This is a genomic window from Gallaecimonas sp. GXIMD4217, from assembly GCF_038087665.1.
Taxonomy (GTDB): Bacteria; Pseudomonadota; Gammaproteobacteria; order Enterobacterales; family Gallaecimonadaceae; genus Gallaecimonas.
The window spans coordinates 1,828,343-1,845,230 of record NZ_CP149925.1; the positions used below are offsets into that span (position 1 = coordinate 1,828,343).

Annotated in this window: 10 protein-coding genes; 3 read left to right on the top strand and 7 right to left on the bottom strand. The window is 63.9% G+C overall.

The features are described from left to right. Positions 1-13: 13 nt before the first annotated feature. Both WDB71_RS08925 and WDB71_RS08930 read right to left on the bottom strand, forming a co-directional pair. Positions 14-607 carry a YIP1 family protein gene (locus tag WDB71_RS08925; RefSeq protein WP_341501235.1) on the bottom strand — a complete coding sequence of 198 codons (594 nt, stop codon included), beginning with the start codon at positions 605-607 and terminating at the stop codon, positions 14-16. Between the two features lie 102 nt (positions 608-709). After that, positions 710-3,982 carry an amidohydrolase family protein gene (locus tag WDB71_RS08930; protein ID WP_341501236.1) on the bottom strand — a complete coding sequence of 1,091 codons (3,273 nt, stop codon included), beginning with the start codon at positions 3,980-3,982 and terminating at the stop codon, positions 710-712. A gap of 112 nt (positions 3,983-4,094) precedes the next feature. Between WDB71_RS08930 and thiD the strand changes: the two genes are divergently transcribed. After that, positions 4,095-4,874, top strand: a complete 780-nt coding sequence (gene thiD, locus WDB71_RS08935; protein ID WP_341501237.1) for a bifunctional hydroxymethylpyrimidine kinase/phosphomethylpyrimidine kinase — start codon at positions 4,095-4,097, stop codon at positions 4,872-4,874. A gap of 37 nt (positions 4,875-4,911) precedes the next feature. Here thiD and WDB71_RS08940 read toward each other — a convergent pair whose 3' ends face one another. Both WDB71_RS08940 and WDB71_RS08945 read right to left on the bottom strand, forming a co-directional pair. Continuing rightward, complete coding sequence (locus tag WDB71_RS08940) at positions 4,912-5,664, bottom strand: methyltransferase (RefSeq protein ID WP_341501238.1); 753 nt, start codon at positions 5,662-5,664, stop codon at positions 4,912-4,914. A gap of 2 nt (positions 5,665-5,666) precedes the next feature. Continuing rightward, positions 5,667-6,422 carry a Nif3-like dinuclear metal center hexameric protein gene (locus tag WDB71_RS08945; protein WP_341501239.1) on the bottom strand — a complete coding sequence of 252 codons (756 nt, stop codon included), beginning with the start codon at positions 6,420-6,422 and terminating at the stop codon, positions 5,667-5,669. A 151-nt stretch (positions 6,423-6,573) separates the two neighbouring features. Between WDB71_RS08945 and WDB71_RS08950 the strand changes: the two genes are divergently transcribed. Further along, a complete protein-coding gene (locus WDB71_RS08950) occupies positions 6,574-6,912 on the top strand; it encodes a hypothetical protein (RefSeq protein ID WP_341501240.1) in 339 nt (112 codons plus the stop codon). Positions 6,913-7,074: 162 nt separating this feature from the next. Then, on the top strand, positions 7,075-9,681 hold the full coding sequence (locus WDB71_RS08955; protein ID WP_341501241.1) for a TonB-dependent receptor: 2,607 nt from the start codon (positions 7,075-7,077) through the stop codon (positions 9,679-9,681). A gap of 57 nt (positions 9,682-9,738) precedes the next feature. Here the strand turns inward: WDB71_RS08955 and WDB71_RS08960 are convergent, their stop codons facing one another. Genes WDB71_RS08960 through WDB71_RS08970 form a run of 3 tightly spaced genes read right to left on the bottom strand, consistent with a single transcriptional unit; the run spans position 9,739 to position 16,830 of the window. After that, positions 9,739-11,889 carry an EAL domain-containing protein gene (locus WDB71_RS08960; protein WP_341501242.1) on the bottom strand — a complete coding sequence of 717 codons (2,151 nt, stop codon included), beginning with the start codon at positions 11,887-11,889 and terminating at the stop codon, positions 9,739-9,741. A 34-nt stretch (positions 11,890-11,923) separates the two neighbouring features. Continuing rightward, a complete protein-coding gene (locus WDB71_RS08965) occupies positions 11,924-12,853 on the bottom strand; it encodes a protein-glutamate O-methyltransferase CheR (protein ID WP_341501243.1) in 930 nt (309 codons plus the stop codon). A gap of 2 nt (positions 12,854-12,855) precedes the next feature. Next, a complete protein-coding gene (locus WDB71_RS08970) occupies positions 12,856-16,830 on the bottom strand; it encodes a response regulator (RefSeq protein ID WP_341501244.1) in 3,975 nt (1,324 codons plus the stop codon). Positions 16,831-16,888 lie beyond the last annotated feature (58 nt).

The window sequence follows — 16,888 nt, forward strand, 5'->3', positions numbered from 1 at the left end:
AGGCGCCCTTTCCTTAAGCCACCGCCAAGGCGGCGATCAGCCCCACCGGTACCCCTATGACCAGCGCCACCAGCACCACCGACAGCAGTGCCGTACCCAGGGCCCGCCAGGCGGAAAAGCCGTGCACCTGGCCCACCATCTTCAGGTGGATCACCAGGCCCCACAGGCCGAGCACCAGGGCGATGCCGTACCAGAGCCAGGTCATGGCCTGGGGCTCGGCGACCAGGCTTTCGGCGCCGGCGCTCATCGCCTGTGGCGCCACCAGGAACAGCAGCAGCCAGATAATGTTGAGCAGGATCTGCGGCACATAGGCCCAGGCAATGGCGGCGCGCAGCTGCCGGCCCTCGCCCTTGCCGCCCAGCCAGCCGCCGACGATGCGGTACAGCCAGCCGGTCAGGTACAGCGAGATCACCATGATGATGGGCGCCAGGAGCAACGCCAGGGCGAAGCCGGCCAGGCCGCCCTCCGGCGCCGCCAGGTTCGGCATCGCCGCGGCCATGCCCATGATCAGCACCAGCAGGGCCACATGCTGTTCGGGGTTGTCGTCGATAATGCGCTGTATGGTGGCCCTGGGCTGGGTCCAGAGGCTGAGAAGATGTTCGGTCATGGATACCTCCTTGTCATAATATGTCACAAGGGTGCCCCGGCGCCTTGGCAAAGTCAAATAAAAAGGGCGCCAAAGGCGCCCTTTTTCAATCACTTGCAAGCTTCAGTGTTGCCAGCCCAGGTTGTGGGCCTTCTCCTGCCAGTAACGGCTGGTGGCCTCCGGCATGTTGGGCACGCCGTGCTTCTCGAAGAAGAAGGGCTGGCGCTTGGCGCCGTCCACCTCGTTCATGGTGGCGGCGTCGAACAGCCGGCCGTTGATGACCGTATAGGCCACCTTCTCGGACTGGCGGATGTCGCTAAGCACGTCACCGTCGATGATGGCCAAATCGGCCAGCTTGCCGGGCTCGATGGAGCCGATGTCCCTGTCCATGCCCAGGGACTTGGCACCGTCTATGGTGGCACCGCGCAGGGCCTCCCAGGGGGTGAAGCCGCCCTGGTTCATCATCCACATCTCCCAGTGGGCGGCCAGGCCTTCGCGCTGGCCGTGGGCACCGATGTTGACCCGCACCCCTTCGTCACGCAACGCCTTGGCGGACTTGGCCACGCCCTTGTGGTTGTAGTGGTGCTCGGGGGCCTGCTGGGGACGGATGGCCCTGGGCTCCACCAGGTAGCGGGGCACGAAGCTCATCAGGCGCTCGTTTTCCCAGACCTTGGTGTGCTGATACCAGTAGTTCTCGCCGCCCAGGCCGCCGTAGGCCACCACGAAGGTGGGGGTATAGGCGGTGTCGGTGGCGGACCAGAACTGCTTGACGTCGTCATAGATGTCCTTGATGGGCAGGGCATGCTCTATGGTGGTGTGGCCGTCGGCAATTTCGGTCAGGTTGTGCTGGAACTTGGCGCCCCCTTCCGGCACCACCATGATGCCCAGCTCGCGGCCGGCGGCGATGACCTGCTGGCGAGTGTCCCGGCGCGGGTGGTTGTAGGACTTCACCGAGATGGCGCCGGCATCGGCCAGGCGGCCGACGTGGAAGAGCGCGTCCTCGTAGGAGCCGATCTTGGCGTGGTAGCCGGGCGCGTAACCGGCGTAGAGGATGCGGCCGGTGGAGTAGATCCGCGGCGCCACCGTCTTGCCGGCCTTGGCCAGCTCGGCGGCGGCAAAGACCTCGGAGGTATCGTTGCTGGGATCGTGGATGGTGGTCACCCCGAAGCTGAGGTTGGAGTACTGGTTCCAGTTCTGCTGGGGCTGGATGCCGCGGCTGCCGTAGCCGCCGTGGGCATGGACATCCACCAGGCCGGGGATGATGGTCTTGCCGGTCACGTCCACCACCCTGGCGCCCTTGGGCAGGGCCACCTGGGCGCGGCTGCCCACCGCCTTGATGCGGTTGTCCTCGATCAGCACCACGGCGTCTTCCAGCACTTCCTTCACCTTGTCGGCGTCACGCATGGTCACCACGCGGGCCCCCACCAGGGCCAGGGTGCCGTCCGGCTTGGCGTAGTCGGCGTCGAAGGACAGGTCGATGCCCTCGGCCACCGGCTCCGGCAGCTGCTCGGGGCTGCCGCTCAGGAAGGCGAAGGCGTCCTTGAGGTCGCGCTGGTAGAGGTGGAAGGCATGGCCCCAGGTCAGGCGCTGGGAATCCGGCGACCAGCGCAGCTCATGGCCGCTGCGGGCCGCCACCTGGGATACCGGCACCATCTTGGAATCGCCGCCTATGGTCAGTACCTTGCCGCCCTTGACGAAGGGGGCCACATAGGTCTTGTAGTGCTGGATGAACGCCAGCCACTGACCGTCGGGGCTGACCCGGAACTCGGTGATGTAGTCGCCCTTGAAATGGCTGCGCTCGTCCAGGCCGTTGAGATCCACCGACTTCAGGCTCAGCTCGGTGTTGCCGGTGCCCTCCACATAGAAGATGCGCTTGCCGTCGTGGCTGAAATGGGCCTGGGCGCCGTTCTTGCTCACCTTATGGTGTTTCTTGCCCTTGCGGTCGGTGACGTAGATGCCGGGCTCCATGGAGTACTCGCCGCTCAGCAGGTAGCCGCCGGTGACCTTGCGGTACAGCACCTGGTCGCCGTCGGGGCTGAAGGCCGGCTCTACGTAGTGGCCGGGCTGCTCGGTGAGGGTCTTGCTGCGGCCGCTGCGGATTGAGGCGATGCGCACCGTGCCCAGCTTGTCGTCGTCCCAGGTGGTGTAGAGCACGGACTTGCCGTCCGGGCTGAACTGGGGATAGAACTCGAAGTGGTCGTTCTGGCGGGTCAGGCGCTTGACCTTGCCGGAGGCCAGATCCTTGACATAGATATGGCCAAGGGCCTGGAACAGGGCGCTGTCGCCGTCCGGGCTCAGCTGGCTCCAGCGCATCATGCGCACCTTGAAGCGATCCGGGGCCACCTCCACCGGTACCCTCAGGGTCTGGCTGACGGTTTTCTCGGCCTGGATGCTGATATCCAGGGCCTGGGCCTGCTTGTCGTCCAGGTCCAGCCTGTGGATGCGGCCGCCGGCCCAGAACACCATGGCCTTGCCGTCCGGGGTCCAGGCATAGGCGGGGGTGTTGCCCTGGGAGCCGTTGGCTTCCTGGAGATCCCTGTCCATGTTCCAGTAGACGGGCTCCTCGCGGCCGGTCACCAGATCCTTGACGAACAGCACCGACTGGAAATCCACCCGGCGCACGAAGGCCAGCTTGCTGCCATCCGGGCTGGGTACGGGACGGATGGCACCACCGGCGCCGGAGACGATGGTCTCCTCCTCGCCGGTCTCCACGTCCTTGCGCTTGATCACGAACACCTGGCCCACGGAGTTCTTGTCGTAGGCCCAGGTCTTGCCCGGGGTGGCGTCCACCGAGTAGTAGACATGGCGGCCGTCCGGGCTGAAGGCCGGCTCGGCGATGTTCTTCTGGGAGTCCTTGCCGTGCAGGCGCTCACGCAGCTCCACGCCCTTGCCGCCGGCCTTGTGGTACAGCCAGATGGAACCGGCGGGGATGGAGCGGCCGGACATCTGGCCCTTCTTGACGGCGATGTAGTTGCCGTCCGGGCTCCAGTAGGGGTTGTGGACCAGGAACTCTTTTTCGTCGGTGACCTGGGTCAGCTCCTGGCTTGCCACATCCATGACCCAGACGTTGTCGGCGCCGCTGCGGTCGGAGATGAAGGCGATGGACCTGCCGTCCGGTGAGAAGCGCGGCTGCATGTTCCAGGCCATGTCGCTGGTCAGGGCCTTGGCCTGGCCGCCGCCGGTGGACACCAGATAGAGATCGCCAAGCATGTCGAAGACGATATGCTTGCCGTCCGGCGACACGTCCAGGTTGGACCAGGTGGTCTCGCTGGTGTTGATGGTAATGGTGCTCTCTTCCCCCGGCGGGTTCAGTACGTCCCACTTGGCGGCGTCTTCCGCGGCCACGGCCGCCTGGCTCCCCAGGGCCAGGCTGATGGCCACACTCAAGATCTTCACATTCATCCTTTGTCTTCCCGTGCTGTCGGCTTTGTTGCCATAATGTGTCAACTCCTTATACAGGCTAAAGGCCGGGACCGACAAACCGCCGGCCTTAAGCGACCATTGGTTTATGAAACATCAATCCCGCCAGCGTTTCCCGGTGCTTTTCATCGGCGGCTCAGACCCCAGCGGCGGCGCCGGGATCCAGGCCGATCTCAAGAGCTGCCAGGCCCTGGGCGGCCACGGCATGGCCGCCATCACCGCCATCACGGTGCAGAGCACCCAGGGCGTCAGCCACGTCGAGCCCCTGGCCGCCGACCTTGTGACGGCGCAGATCAAGGCGGTGCTGGACGACATCAGGCCCAGGGCCATCAAGGTGGGCATGCTGGGCAGCGGCGCCATCGCCACGGCCCTGGCCGAGGTGCTGCCAGGGGACATTCCCGTTGTGCTGGATCCGGTGCTCAAAAGCTCCAGCGGCGCCAGCCTGCTGGATGGGCCGGGCCGGGCCGCCCTGGATGGGCTGTTGCCGCGGCTGGCGCTGCTGACCCCCAATATTCCCGAGGCCCAGGCCCTGGTGGGGAAAAAGCTGGAAGGCGACGAACTGATGGGGGCCCTGAAGGCCGCCCTGCCCTGCCCTGTGCTGCTCAAGGGCGGCCATGGCGGCGGCGCCTGGCTGGTGGACAGGCTCTGGGACGGCCGCCGCGGCTATCGGCTAGAGGCCAGGAAGCGTAATTCCAACCAGACCCACGGCACCGGCTGCACCCTGGCCGCCGCCATCGCCACCTGCCTTGCCAAGGGCCATGGGCTGCCCCTGGCGGTGACCCTGGCCCATCAATACCTGCAGGGCGCCATCGCCAGGGCGGCCCATGCCCCCCTTGGCAAAGGCCCCCACGGGCCGCTCTGGCATTGAATTCGGTGTTTTTTCCTGGCTGGTGGACAGGACCTGATCACCCCGGTTTGCGGGCCAGGATATGGACGTACCTGGCCAGGCTGCGATAGGGCTCGAGGCCGCTGACCTTTTCTTCCATGGCCAATACCTCCTCCAGCGCCGGCCTGGGCCTGTCCGGCAGGTGGAAGTCGCTGAAGCAGCGGATGCCGGTGTGCACCATTACCTCCATGCCGGCCTCGGCCAGCCAGGCCAGCACCTGGCGGGGATCCAGCGGCGCCTGGGGGGTCAGCCCCTTGTGACGGCCGTACCAGCCCTGGTTGAACTGCTGGAAATTACCGCGGATCAGGTGCATGAAATCCATGGCATTCTTGTTGTAAAAAAGCAGCGACAGCCAGCCACCGGGACCCACCAGCTCCACCACCTTGCCCAAGCCGCCCCGCTGGTCCGCCAGCCATTCCAGCACCGCATGGAACACCACCAGCTGGTACTGGCCGTCCAGCTGCTGCAGTGGCAGCTGCTCCAGCGTCAGCGCCTCGGTGCAGCCGGCCTTGACGGCCGCCTCCCTGGCCAGGGCCAGCATCTCGGCGGCCGGCTCCACCAGCCTGACCCTGTGGCCCCGCTGGCACAGGCCGATGGCGGTCTGGCCGGCGCCGCCGCCCACATCCAGGACGGACAGCCCCGGCGGCAGCTGGGCCAGCAAGGCGTCCAGATCCCGCCACAGCAGGTGCTGGCGCACGGCGCCCTTGTAGCTGCCATAGATGTTGCTGGTGAACTTGTGGGCCAGATCGGTGAAGTAGCGGTCCTGGGCCATGGTCAAACCGGGTTGGGCAGATCCACAAAGCGCACGTCCAGCTCGAACTTCTCGGCCAGATGCTCGCCCAGGGCCTGGATCCCGTAACGCTCTGTGGCATGGTGGCCGGCGCCGAAATAATGGATGCCGGCCTCCTGGGCGGTATGGAAGGTGCGCTCGGAGACCTCGCCGGAGATGAAGGCGTCTATGCCGTGGCTGACCGCCAGCTCGATATAGTCCTGGGCGCCGCCGGTGCACCAGGCGATGGTGCGGATCCGCTCGGGGCCGCCGGGCAGGTGCAGGGGCTCGCGGCCCAGGCGCCGGCTTATATGCTCGCTCAACTCCGCGGCCGTCATGGGCTCGGCCAGGGTGCCGTGTAGCACCAGACCCCGGCCCAGCTCGCCGTCCAGGGCGCCGCTTGTCTCCAGATCCAGCACCCGGGCCAGCTGCACGTTGTTGCCGATGCCGTCATGGGCATCCAGGGGCAGGTGGTAGGCCAGCAGGTTGATGTCGTTGGCCAACAGGGTGGCCAGGCGGCGCTTCTTCATGCCGGTGATCTCGGCCGGCTCGCCCTTCCAGAAATAGCCGTGGTGCACCAGCACCGCATCGGCGCCCCAGGCCACCGCTTCGTCCAGCAGGGCCTGGCTGGCGGTGACGCCGGTCAACACCTTGCGTACCTGCCTGCGTCCCTCGACCTGCAGGCCATTGGGGGCATAGTCGCGGAACAGCTTGGGCTTGAGCAGTTCGTCCAAGTACTGGATCAGGGTCAGGGTTTGCATGGGCACTCTCTTCAGGCTGGCATCTGCCGGCAAGGGTAATGGATGTTTTCGACACAGAAAAGACGTGTAAATTAGACAGTTGTGAAGATTTTAGGTATAAATCAGGTCTACGTTTAAAATTTGCTCAAAAAGCGAACAAGGGAACCTTGAAATGGCCAAACTGGACAAAGAAGAGGTGCTGAGCGCATTCAGCGCTGCATACCAAGCCCAACACGGTAAAGCACCCCAGATTGATCAGAAAGGCAGTTGGTATTCCGTAGACGGTGGCAAAAGCCTGCGTCTGGCCGACATTGCTGCCATGACCGAAGAGCTGCAGGGCGGTGCGCCCAAGGCCGAACCTGCCAAGGCCGAGAAGCCCAAGGCTGCCGCGCCGAAGAAGGCCCCGGCCAAGAAAGCCAAGAGCAGTAACGGCGGCCTGCTGCCCCGCGACTTCTGGGAAGATCTGCTGGAAGGCAAGGATCATCACTGCCGCCGCCCCCGCGGCTTCTGACAAAGAGCCGGCGCCAGCCGGCTTTTTTGTGCCCGCCTGCTAGGCACCCTGACATTAGTTCCTACAAAACAAGGCATTGCGCTTTGCCATCAAGCTGACTAAGTTGGTTGTGGTTACATAACAGTAACAAAAACAAAACAACGCTTTTTCAGGAAGAATCTTATGCAACGCAAAGCCACTCCCCTGGCCCTGGCGGTCACCGCCGCCCTGGGCGCATACACCATGCCTCAAGCCATGGCGGCAGATGGCGCTCAGGATGAAGTCGAGCGTATCGAGGTCACCGGCTCCCATATCCGCCGTGCCGATCTGGAAGGCCCCTCCCCCGTGCTCTATATCGACGCCAAGGACATCGAGAAATCCGGTGCCCGCGACGTCGCCGAGCTGCTGCACAAGCTGCCCGTGAACGGCTCCGGCAGTTTCACGCCCCAGGGCAACGACAGCGACAGCACCTCCAACGGTGCCGCCGCCATCTCCCTGCGCGGCCTGGGCGCCGATTCCACCCTGGTGCTGCTGAACGGCCGCCGTGTCGCCGTCAACGCCTTTGCTCAGGGCATCAACACCTCCTTCGTCGACATCAACACCATCCCGGTGGCGGCCATTGAGCGTATCGACGTGCTCAAGGACGGCGCCTCGGCCATCTACGGCTCCGACGCCATCGCCGGCGTGGTCAACATCATCCTCAAGAAGGATTTCGACGGCATGGAAGTGAACGCCATGGTCGGCGACACCACGGACGGTGGCGGCGCCGAACAGAATGCCTCCATGTTGTGGGGCCACGGCGACGGCCAGGCCCATACCACCATCATCCTGGATTATTTCAAGCGTGACGGCGCCTTCTACCGCGACCGTGACTACACCCAGTCCGCCAACCAGACCGCCAGGGGCGGCCCCGATTTCCGCTCCTCCTCCGGCAACCCGGGCTCCTATATCCCGGCGACCATAGGCGCCGACGGCTCCATACTGCCCAAGTCCGACGATTTCGACTGGACCCCGGATCCCAACTGCCCGGCCGGTTCGAGCCACCCCAATTTCTGCCTGTTCGACTATGCCCCCTTCATGAGCCTCAACCCCAGCACCGAGCGGGCCGGCCTGATGCTGATGCATGAGCGGGAGATCAGCGACGAGATCATCGGCTTCCTGGAAGCCAACATCCAGCACAACAAGAGCGATGTCTTTGGCGCCCCCAGCCCCTCCTTCGGCGAGTTCTACATGCTGGCCGACAACCCCCTGTTCACCTCCGGCGAGGCCACCAACCCCTTCCCAGGTGAAGACATCACCATGCGCCGGCGCACCACCGAGGCGGGCCCCCGCCACAAGAAGGTCGAGGCCGACAACCAGCGCCTGGTGCTGGGCCTGGACGGTGCCATGAAGAGCATCGACTGGAAGCTGTCCTACACCTATTCGCGCAGCCGCAACCATGAGTTCGGCCTGGGTGGCTTCGTGCAGAGCAGCCGCCTGCAGGACGCCATCAACGCCGGCGACTTCAACCCCCTGGCCCGGACCCAGGACGCCGCCGTCATCGACGACATCAGCGTCAACACCACCCGTAGCGGCAAGTCCGTGACCGAGGCGGTCAACGGCCAGATCAGCGGCTACACCTTCGAGCTGCCCGGCGGTGACACCCAGTACGCCCTGGGCTTCGAATACCGTGACGAGAAGATAGAGGACAACCCGGACGAGCTGTTCCTGCGCGGCGAAGTGTTCGGCACCGAGGCCACCGCCGCCAAGGGCGACCGCGACCAGTACTCCATCTTCGGCGAGCTGGCCATGCCGGTCACAGAGCAGCTGGACGTGCAGCTGGCACTGCGTTACGAGCACTATTCCGACTTCGGCTCCGACACCAACCCCAAGGTGGCCTTCAGCTACAGGCCCATGGACAACATGATGCTGCGCGGCAGCTGGGGCACCGCCTTCAGGGCGCCTTCCCTGGTGCAGCTGGGCCTGGGCCCCACCCAGGAGTCGCCGCTGCTCATCGACAGCCTGCGCTGTCCCCAGACCGGTCTGGCCGAGGACTGCGATCCCATGGAGCGCACCGTGATCCTGGCCGGTAACCCGGATCTGGAGCCGGAGGAATCCGACAGCTTCAACGTCGGCATGGTCTGGGAGCCCATGGATGACCTGGAAGTGGTGATCGACTACTGGAACTACGACCAGGACAACCTGATCGACTCCGACACCCAGTTCCGCCTCAACCAGTTCAACGCCGGCGCCAGCCTGGACGGCTTCGACGTGGTCCGTGAGCCGGCATCCGCCGGCGTACCGGGGCGCATCTTCCAGATCTTCGACCGCTACAACAACCTGGGCGGCCAGGAGACCGACGGCATCGACCTGGATCTGAAGTACAACCTGGCCTCCGGCCTGGGTGACTGGGTCTTCGCCTACCGCCTGACCTGGGTGAACGACTTCACCGAGATCAAGGCCGACGGCACCGAAATCGACCTCACCGGTGGCTGGCAGCATCCGGAATACCGCTGGACCGCTTCCGCCGACTGGCAGCAGGGCGACTGGGCCGCCGCCGCCCGCCTGAACTACATCGGCGAGTACGACGACGACCGCGAGGCCGGCGCCACCGGTACAGTGGACTCCATGACCACCCTGGATCTCAGCGTCAGCTACATAGGTTCAGACAAATGGAGCGTCACCCTGGGGGCCAACAACCTCTTCGACGAGGAGCCGCCCTTCTCCAGTGCCGACTTCATGGGTTACGACAAGGACACCCATTCGGCCCAGGGCCGCTTCGTCTACCTCAAGGCGGGTTACCGCTTCTAAGCAAAAGGCCCCGCAAGGGGCCTTTTTCGTTACCGCCCCGGCCATCCGGGGCTTTTCTTACTGCAGCTGCCGAAGCCAATCGACGAACTGCTCCGGCGGCAAGGGCCTGGACAGGTAATAGCCCTGGATCTGGTCGCAGCCTTCTTCCCTGAGCATGGTCAACTGCGCTTCTTCCTCCACCCCTTCGGCGATCACCTTCAGGCCCATGTTGTGGGCCAGGCCGATGATGGTGCGCACTATGGCGTGACTCTGCTCGTTTTCATGGAGACGCTTGACGAACATGCGATCGATCTTGAGGGCATCCAGGGGCAGGGCCTGCAGATAGGCCAGGGACGAGTAGCCGGTACCGAAGTCGTCCACAGACACCGGAATGCCCAGCTCACGCAGTGCTCCCAGGATGGCGCTGGCACGCTCGGGATCGGACATCATCAGGCTTTCGGTGATCTCGAACTCCAGTTGCTCGGGGCGGATCTCGAAGCTGGCCAGGCAGTCCCGGACCAGCTTGGGCAGGTTGCCCTGGTTGAGCTGCTTGACCGAAAGGTTGATGGCAATGCTGATCTCCTCCAGCCCCTGGCGCCGCCAGTCCTGGAGCTGTTGGCAGGCGGCCCTGATGACCCAGTGCCCCAACTGGCTCATCTTGCCCATGTCTTCGAGCTTGGGGATGAAGCGGTCCGGGCCGACCAACTCGCCGTCGCCGGTTTGCCAGCGCACCAGCGCCTCCACCCCGACCACGCGGTTGCTGGCGAGATCCAGCTTGGGCTGGTAGTAAAGCAGGAATTGCTCCTGGGCCAGCGCAATGCGCAGTCGGCTTTCCAGATCCAGGGCGTTATGGGCCTGCTGCTGCATCTCCTCGGTGAAGAAACGGTAGTTGTTGCGGCCCTTGGTCTTGGCCCTGTACATGGCCAGATCCGAGGCCCGCATCAGCTTCTCCACCGTTTCGCCCGAGCCCGGGTAGATGGCGATACCGATGCTGACCCCCAGGTAGAGTTCATGGTCGCGAACATGGAAGGGCTCGGTGATGGCCGCCAGGATCTTCTCGGCCACGGCGGCGGCGTTACGCTCGCAGGGCTCATCAACCAGATCCAGGATCAGCAGGAACTCGTCGCCGCCGATCCGGCCCAGGGTATCGCTTTCCCTGACGGTCTCGACGATACGGGTCGAGGCCTGCTGCAACAGCAGATCGCCCACCTCATGGCCCAGGTTGTCGTTGATCTGCTTGAAATGGTCCAGATCCAGGAACAACAGCGCGAAGCGGTGTTCGCTGCGCTTGGCCCTGGCGATGGCATTTTTCAGCGACTTTTCGAAGGAATAACGGTTGAGCAGCCCGGTCAGGCTGTCGTATTGCGCCAGCCTGGCCAGCTGCTCCTCTATGCGCCGCCTCTGGGTGATGTCCTGGAAAGCGATGACGATACCGGCAAAGTTGCCGTCGTCGTAGACGGGGGTGGCGGTGTACTCCACCGGGAAGAAGTTCTTTTCGGTGTCGCTGAACAGGGAAAACTCCCGGTGAAAGGGCTTGTCCCGGCGGCATTGCTGGTACAGGGGGGACTCTGTCCAGGACTCGCTGACGTCCCCCACCATGTCCGCACCTATGTATTCCGCGATATGGTGCCCGACGATGTCCAGCTCGCACACCTTGAGCAGCTTCTCGGTGGCCGGGTTGATGAAGGTGATATGGCCATTCTGATCAAGGCCGATGATGCCTTCACCTATGGAATGCAGCAGCAGGCGGTTCTTGGTTTCCTGCATCTGCAGCCTTTCCATGGTCCTGCGCAGCCCGATGCGCTGGCGCTCCAGCTCCAGGAACACGCTGACCTTGCTGGCCAGGGTGTGGGCATTGATGGGCTTGAACAGGTAATCGATGGCGCCGACCTCATAGCCTTTGAACTCCAGCTCTTCGGTACGATCGGCGGCGGTGATGAAGATGATGGGGGTGGCACGGGTCTCCTCGTTGACCCTGAGCAGGGAGGCGGTCTCGAAGCCGTCCATGCCCGGCATCATCACGTCCAGCAGGATCACCGCGAAGCTGTGTCGTAGCGCCAGTTTCAGCGCCTGTTCGCCACTGAAGGCATGGTAGTAATCTGCCTCGATCTCCTCGAGGATGCTTTCGATGACCCTGTGGTTTTCCCGACGATCGTCAACGATGAGGATCTTGAGCTGCTCGGAACTCTGTTGGTGCTGAAGGGGACTTTCTGCCTGCTGCAACATCATTCACCATCCTTGGTTCAGCAATTTGCCTACAAGTTTAGCCGCTTATTCCAGCCACAACGGCCGCCACCGGTGCTGTAAGGCTTGAAGCATCCGATTTCTGATAGAGGCGCAGAGTCTTGTCTACCGCTTCGAACGGTTGCTGGCCGGGAACCAGGTGCTCCTGCCTGCCAAGGCAGAGGAATCCCTTGTGGTAGAGGCTGCGGGCAAAGAGCTGCAGGGTTTTCTCCTTTAGCCTTTGATCAAAGTAGATCAGCACATTACGGCAGAGGATCAGCTGCATTTCTCCGAAGGTACCGTCACTGACCAGATTATGCAGGGAGAAGGTCAGCCTATCGGACAGGAAGGAGGCCGCCTTGACCCTGCCGTAACGGCGGTGGAAGTAGCTATCCAGGTCCCCTTGACCACCGGCCTGTCGGTAGCTGGCCAGGGCCTTGTCGAGCTGCTCGGTGCTGTAAACGCCCCTGGTGGCGGTATTGATGGCCCCGGCATTGATATCGGTGCCGTAGATCAGGGCCCGCTCCAGCAGTCCTTCCTCATGGAGCAGGATGGCCAGGGAATAGACTTCCTCACCTGTGGCGCAGCCGGCATGCCAGATCTTGAAGAAAGGGAAGGTCCTGAGCAGGGGAAAGACGCTTCTTCTCAGGGCCAGGAAGACGTCCGGATCGCGAAAGAACTGGGTGACAGTGATGGAGAAATCCATGATCAGGCGCTGGCCAAGGACGGCATCCCGCATCACCAGGGGGATCAGCTCACTGATATGCTCCACCCCCTCCCGTTCGAGGCGCAACTTGACCCGCCGCCATAATGAATCACGACAATAATGCCGGAAGTCATAACCGTACCTGCTATGAAGGGCATTGAGCAACAGCTCCAGCTCCATCGCCTCCAGGGCGCTGGGCTCGGCGCTCTGCATCAGGGGCATCGCCTCCTTTACCGCTTCCTCATGGGGTTCTGTCATGGCCATGCTCAGCTCGGTTGGCGCTGCTGGCGGCCAAGCCAGATCTGCATCAGTCCCAGCAGGGCGTCCATCTCTATGGGTTTGGCCAGGTAGTCGTTGGCGCCGGCGGCCAGGCATTGTTCCCGATCGCCCGTCATGGCCTTGGCGGTCAAGGCGATGACCGGCAACTGCTCGGAAATGGAGCTGCGGATCTGCCGCATTGCCTCCAGGCCGTCCATGACCGGCATCATCACGTCCATCAGCACCAGCTCGATGCCCTCTTCCGAACGCAGCTTCTCCAGGGCCAGCTCGCCATTGTCGGCCATATAGACCTGCAGCCCCTGCTCCTTGAGTACCTTGGAGATGGCATAGGTATTGCGGATGTCGTCGTCCACCAACAGCACCTTGCGCCCTGCCATGTCAAATGCCGGCGCCACCGAGACTGGCGCAGGCTCCGGCTTGCCGAGACTGTGGAAGAACAACTCCACCTCGTCTTCGATGCGCTCGGGGGCATGCTCCCCCTTGATGACGATATGGCGGGTGAAGGCCTGCAAGCGGTCGTGCTCCTCCTTGCTGAGGTCGCGCCCGGTATAGATGATGACGGGAGGCAGCCGCAGTTGCTGCTGCTCGCTGAGGCGCTCCAGCAACGACAGGGCGTCGGTGTCGGGCAGGTTGAAATCCAGGATGCAGCAGTCGGGCTTGCGCGCATCCAGAAGGGCCTGCACCTGCTCGCCACAACGGGCGCTGATCACCTCAAGGCCCTTGTCTTCCAGCAGCCGGGTCAAGGCCTGGCAGGCGCCCTCGTCGTCCTCGACGATCAGCACAGTGCCTATGCCGTCCTGTCCCAGGGCGCTGAAGCGGGCGAACAGTCCTTCGATGTCGGCCAGATCCACCGGCTTGGTCAGGAAGCCCATGGCGCCCTTTCGCAACAGCTCGTCGCTGCCCTGGCGCCCGGTGATCACATGGATGGGGACATCCCTGGTATCGGGCGAGGCCTTGAGCGATTCCAGCACCTTGACGCCATCCATGTCGGCCAGGCCCAGATCCAGGATCACCGCCTTGGGATCCTGCTCCAGCACCAGGGACAGCGCCGCCCGGCCACTGCCGGTGATCAGGGCCCGAAAGCCGTTGTCTTCTGCCTGCCTGGCCAGCCAACGGGCAAAGTCATCGTCGTCCTCGACGATCAGGATCGCCGGCCGCTCGTCCGCCGGCTCACTGGTGATGAACGTTTCTTTCTGCGCCGGCACTTCCCTCACCGGCAGCCAAAGGGTGAAGGTGCTGCCCTGGCCAGGCTCGCTTTCCAGGCTGATGTTCCCCCCCAGCTGCTGGGCCAGATCCCGGGAGATGGTCAGCCCCAGCCCGGTGCCGCCATAGGTTCGGTTGATGGAGCCGTCGGCCTGCTGGAAGGCGCCGAAGATGCTCTCCTGATGCCCGGCCTCGATGCCGATGCCGCTGTCGCTGACCTCAAAGCGCACCCCTTGGCCGTCGGCGGCGATGTTCAGGCTGACGTGGCCCTTTTGGGTGAACTTGAAGGCATTGCCAAGCAGGTTCCTGAGGATCTGCGCCAGCCTGTCCCTGTCCGTGGTCAGTTCGCTGACCAGGCCCGCCTCCAGCTCAACGACAAAATCCAGGCCCTGGCTCTCGGCCTGGGCCCTGAATTGGCCCTGCAGTTCATCGGCGAAGGCCCTGAGGGATACCGGCGCCAGCTCCAGTTGCAGCTTGCCGGCCTCCACCTTGGACAGGTCGAGGATGTCGTTGATGAGCTTGAGCAGGGACTGGCCACCCTTGTAGATCATGTCCAGATCCTCGCACTGCCGCTCGGTGAGGTTGCCGGAGCGGTTCTTGGCCAACGACTGGGAAAGCAGCATCAGGCTGTTCAGGGGGGTACGCAGCTCATGGGACATGTTGGACAGGAACTCCGACTTGTACCTGGATGCCTGGGCCAGCTCTTCCGCCGTCTTGGCCAGCTCCCGGCCCTGCTGCTCCACCTGGGCCTTTTCCTGTTCCAGCTCGGCGGCCTTGGCGCACAGCTCGGCATTGGCCTGCTCCAGCTGGTCCCGCTGGTTGCGCAGCTCCTGCTCGGATTCCTCCAGGGCCTGGGTCTGCATCTCCATTTCCTCGTTGGCCTTGCTCAGCTCCTTATGCTGGGCCTGCAGCTCCTCGGCCTGCTGCCTGGACTCTTCCAGCAGCTCCTGGAGACGCCCTCTGTCCCTGGCTCTCAAGATGGCGGTGGCCATGTTTTCCGCGCACTTTTCCGCCAGCTCCAGGGCATGGGCCGGGAAGGCCTGGCTGGCGCCAAGCACTATCACCCCCGCCACCTCGTCCTGCTTGCCCTGGCCGCTTCGCAGCGGGCAGACCAGGATCTGCCGCACCGGCGATGCCCCCAGGCCGGAGCTGACTTCCAGCTGCACATGATCCCTGGGCACGTCGGTAAACAGCATGGCCTTGCCCTCCCGGGCGGCCTGGCCCACCAGACCCTCGCCCAGGGCGAAGCTGGTGTCGGTGCTGCGGCGCAGCCGATAGGCATAGCTGCTGACCAGGTTGAAAGCCCCGTTCTCGGCAAGATAGCAGGCGCCGACCTGGGCATTGGTATAGGTGGCCAGGAACTCCACCATCTGCTCACACAGGGCCAGGGGCTCGGTGGAGCCCATGGTGAGATCGGCGGCCTGGTTCTGCCCGGACTTGAGCCAGTCCTGGGTCTTGCTCTGCTCATCGGCCTGGCGCAGGCTCAGGGTCATCTGCTGCAGGGCCTGGCCAAGACGGTCCTGCTCGCCCTGGACCTGATAGTCCTGGCTGTAGTCCCCTTGCGCCAGGGCCTGGGCCTGGCCCATGACCGCCTTGAGGGTGGCCACCATCTTCAGCAGGGCGCTGCCGAGCTGGGCCGTTTCCTTGCTCGTTTCAAGCTCCACCTCCACGTCGAAATCGCCCTTGGCGATCTGCTCGGACAGCGAGACCACCTTGTGAATGCTGTCCATCATCCGCCTGACCATGATCACGGCCACGAAGGCCACCACGGAGCAGGCCAGGATGGCAAAGAAGAGGATTGCCAGGGAGGCGGCGCTGAGGGTGGCGATCTGCTGGCCGATATCCCGGGCGCTTTGGGCCAGGGAGCGTTGCTCGGCCGCCAGCATCCGGGTCAACTGGCCGTCGATGCGTTCCGCCAGCGGCGCCAGCTCCCGCTGCCAGAGCCGCTCCACCTGGTTCCACTGATCGCCGCTGCGCATGGCCTGCAGCCGGTTGGCCAGGGCCGGGATCCCCTGCTTGAGCTGGCTTATCCGCTGCAGGTAAAGGCGCTGCTCGTCGCCGAGCAGCCCCTGCTTCTGGTTCAGTTCGGCCAGGGCCAGATCATTGGCATCGAGATGGCGGCGATACAACTCCCAGTCACCGCCGTCACCGGCCAGCAGATAGGTTCTCATGGCGTTGAGGGCAAAGGCATTGGAGGCGCGAAGGTCCGCCATCACCTTGAGCAGTTGCTTGCGTTCACGGCCGCCCTGCCCAAGCTGCTCCTGCTCGATAAGCTGGGTGCTCAGGCCGCTTATGGTGTCGTGAAGCGGCACCAGCTCGCGGTTGAACAGGGCCAGGGCCGGGAAGTTCTCCGCCGAGCCGCTCAGGCTCTGTGCCTGTACCTGCAGCCTCTGCAACAATTGCAGATCCGCCTCCAGTACCTGCAGCTGCTCCAGCTGCTCCCGGCTCCCCTGACGACGCAGGGCATCGCTCCAAAGGCGAAAGGCGCTGTTGACCTGGCGCCAGGCGTGCTGGCGTTGTTCCTGGGCAAGCTCGTCCTGGAAGCTGACCCAGTTATAGAGGGCATCGTTGGAGCGCTGTACCTCGGTCTGCAGCCGGTAGCCCTGGCTGATCCCGGCCATTTCGGCGTCGTGCAGCCTGCCGGTCTTTTCCTCCAGTGACCCCACCTCTTGCCAGGTCAGATAGGCCCCGACACAGATCAGCAGCACCATCAGCAGATAGGCGGCACCTACCTTGGCGGAAAGGGATTGTATGTTCATGGGCAGCAGTCCCTTGCTTTGCATTCTTGTAAAAGTAGCAAAGCGACGAGGCAACAGC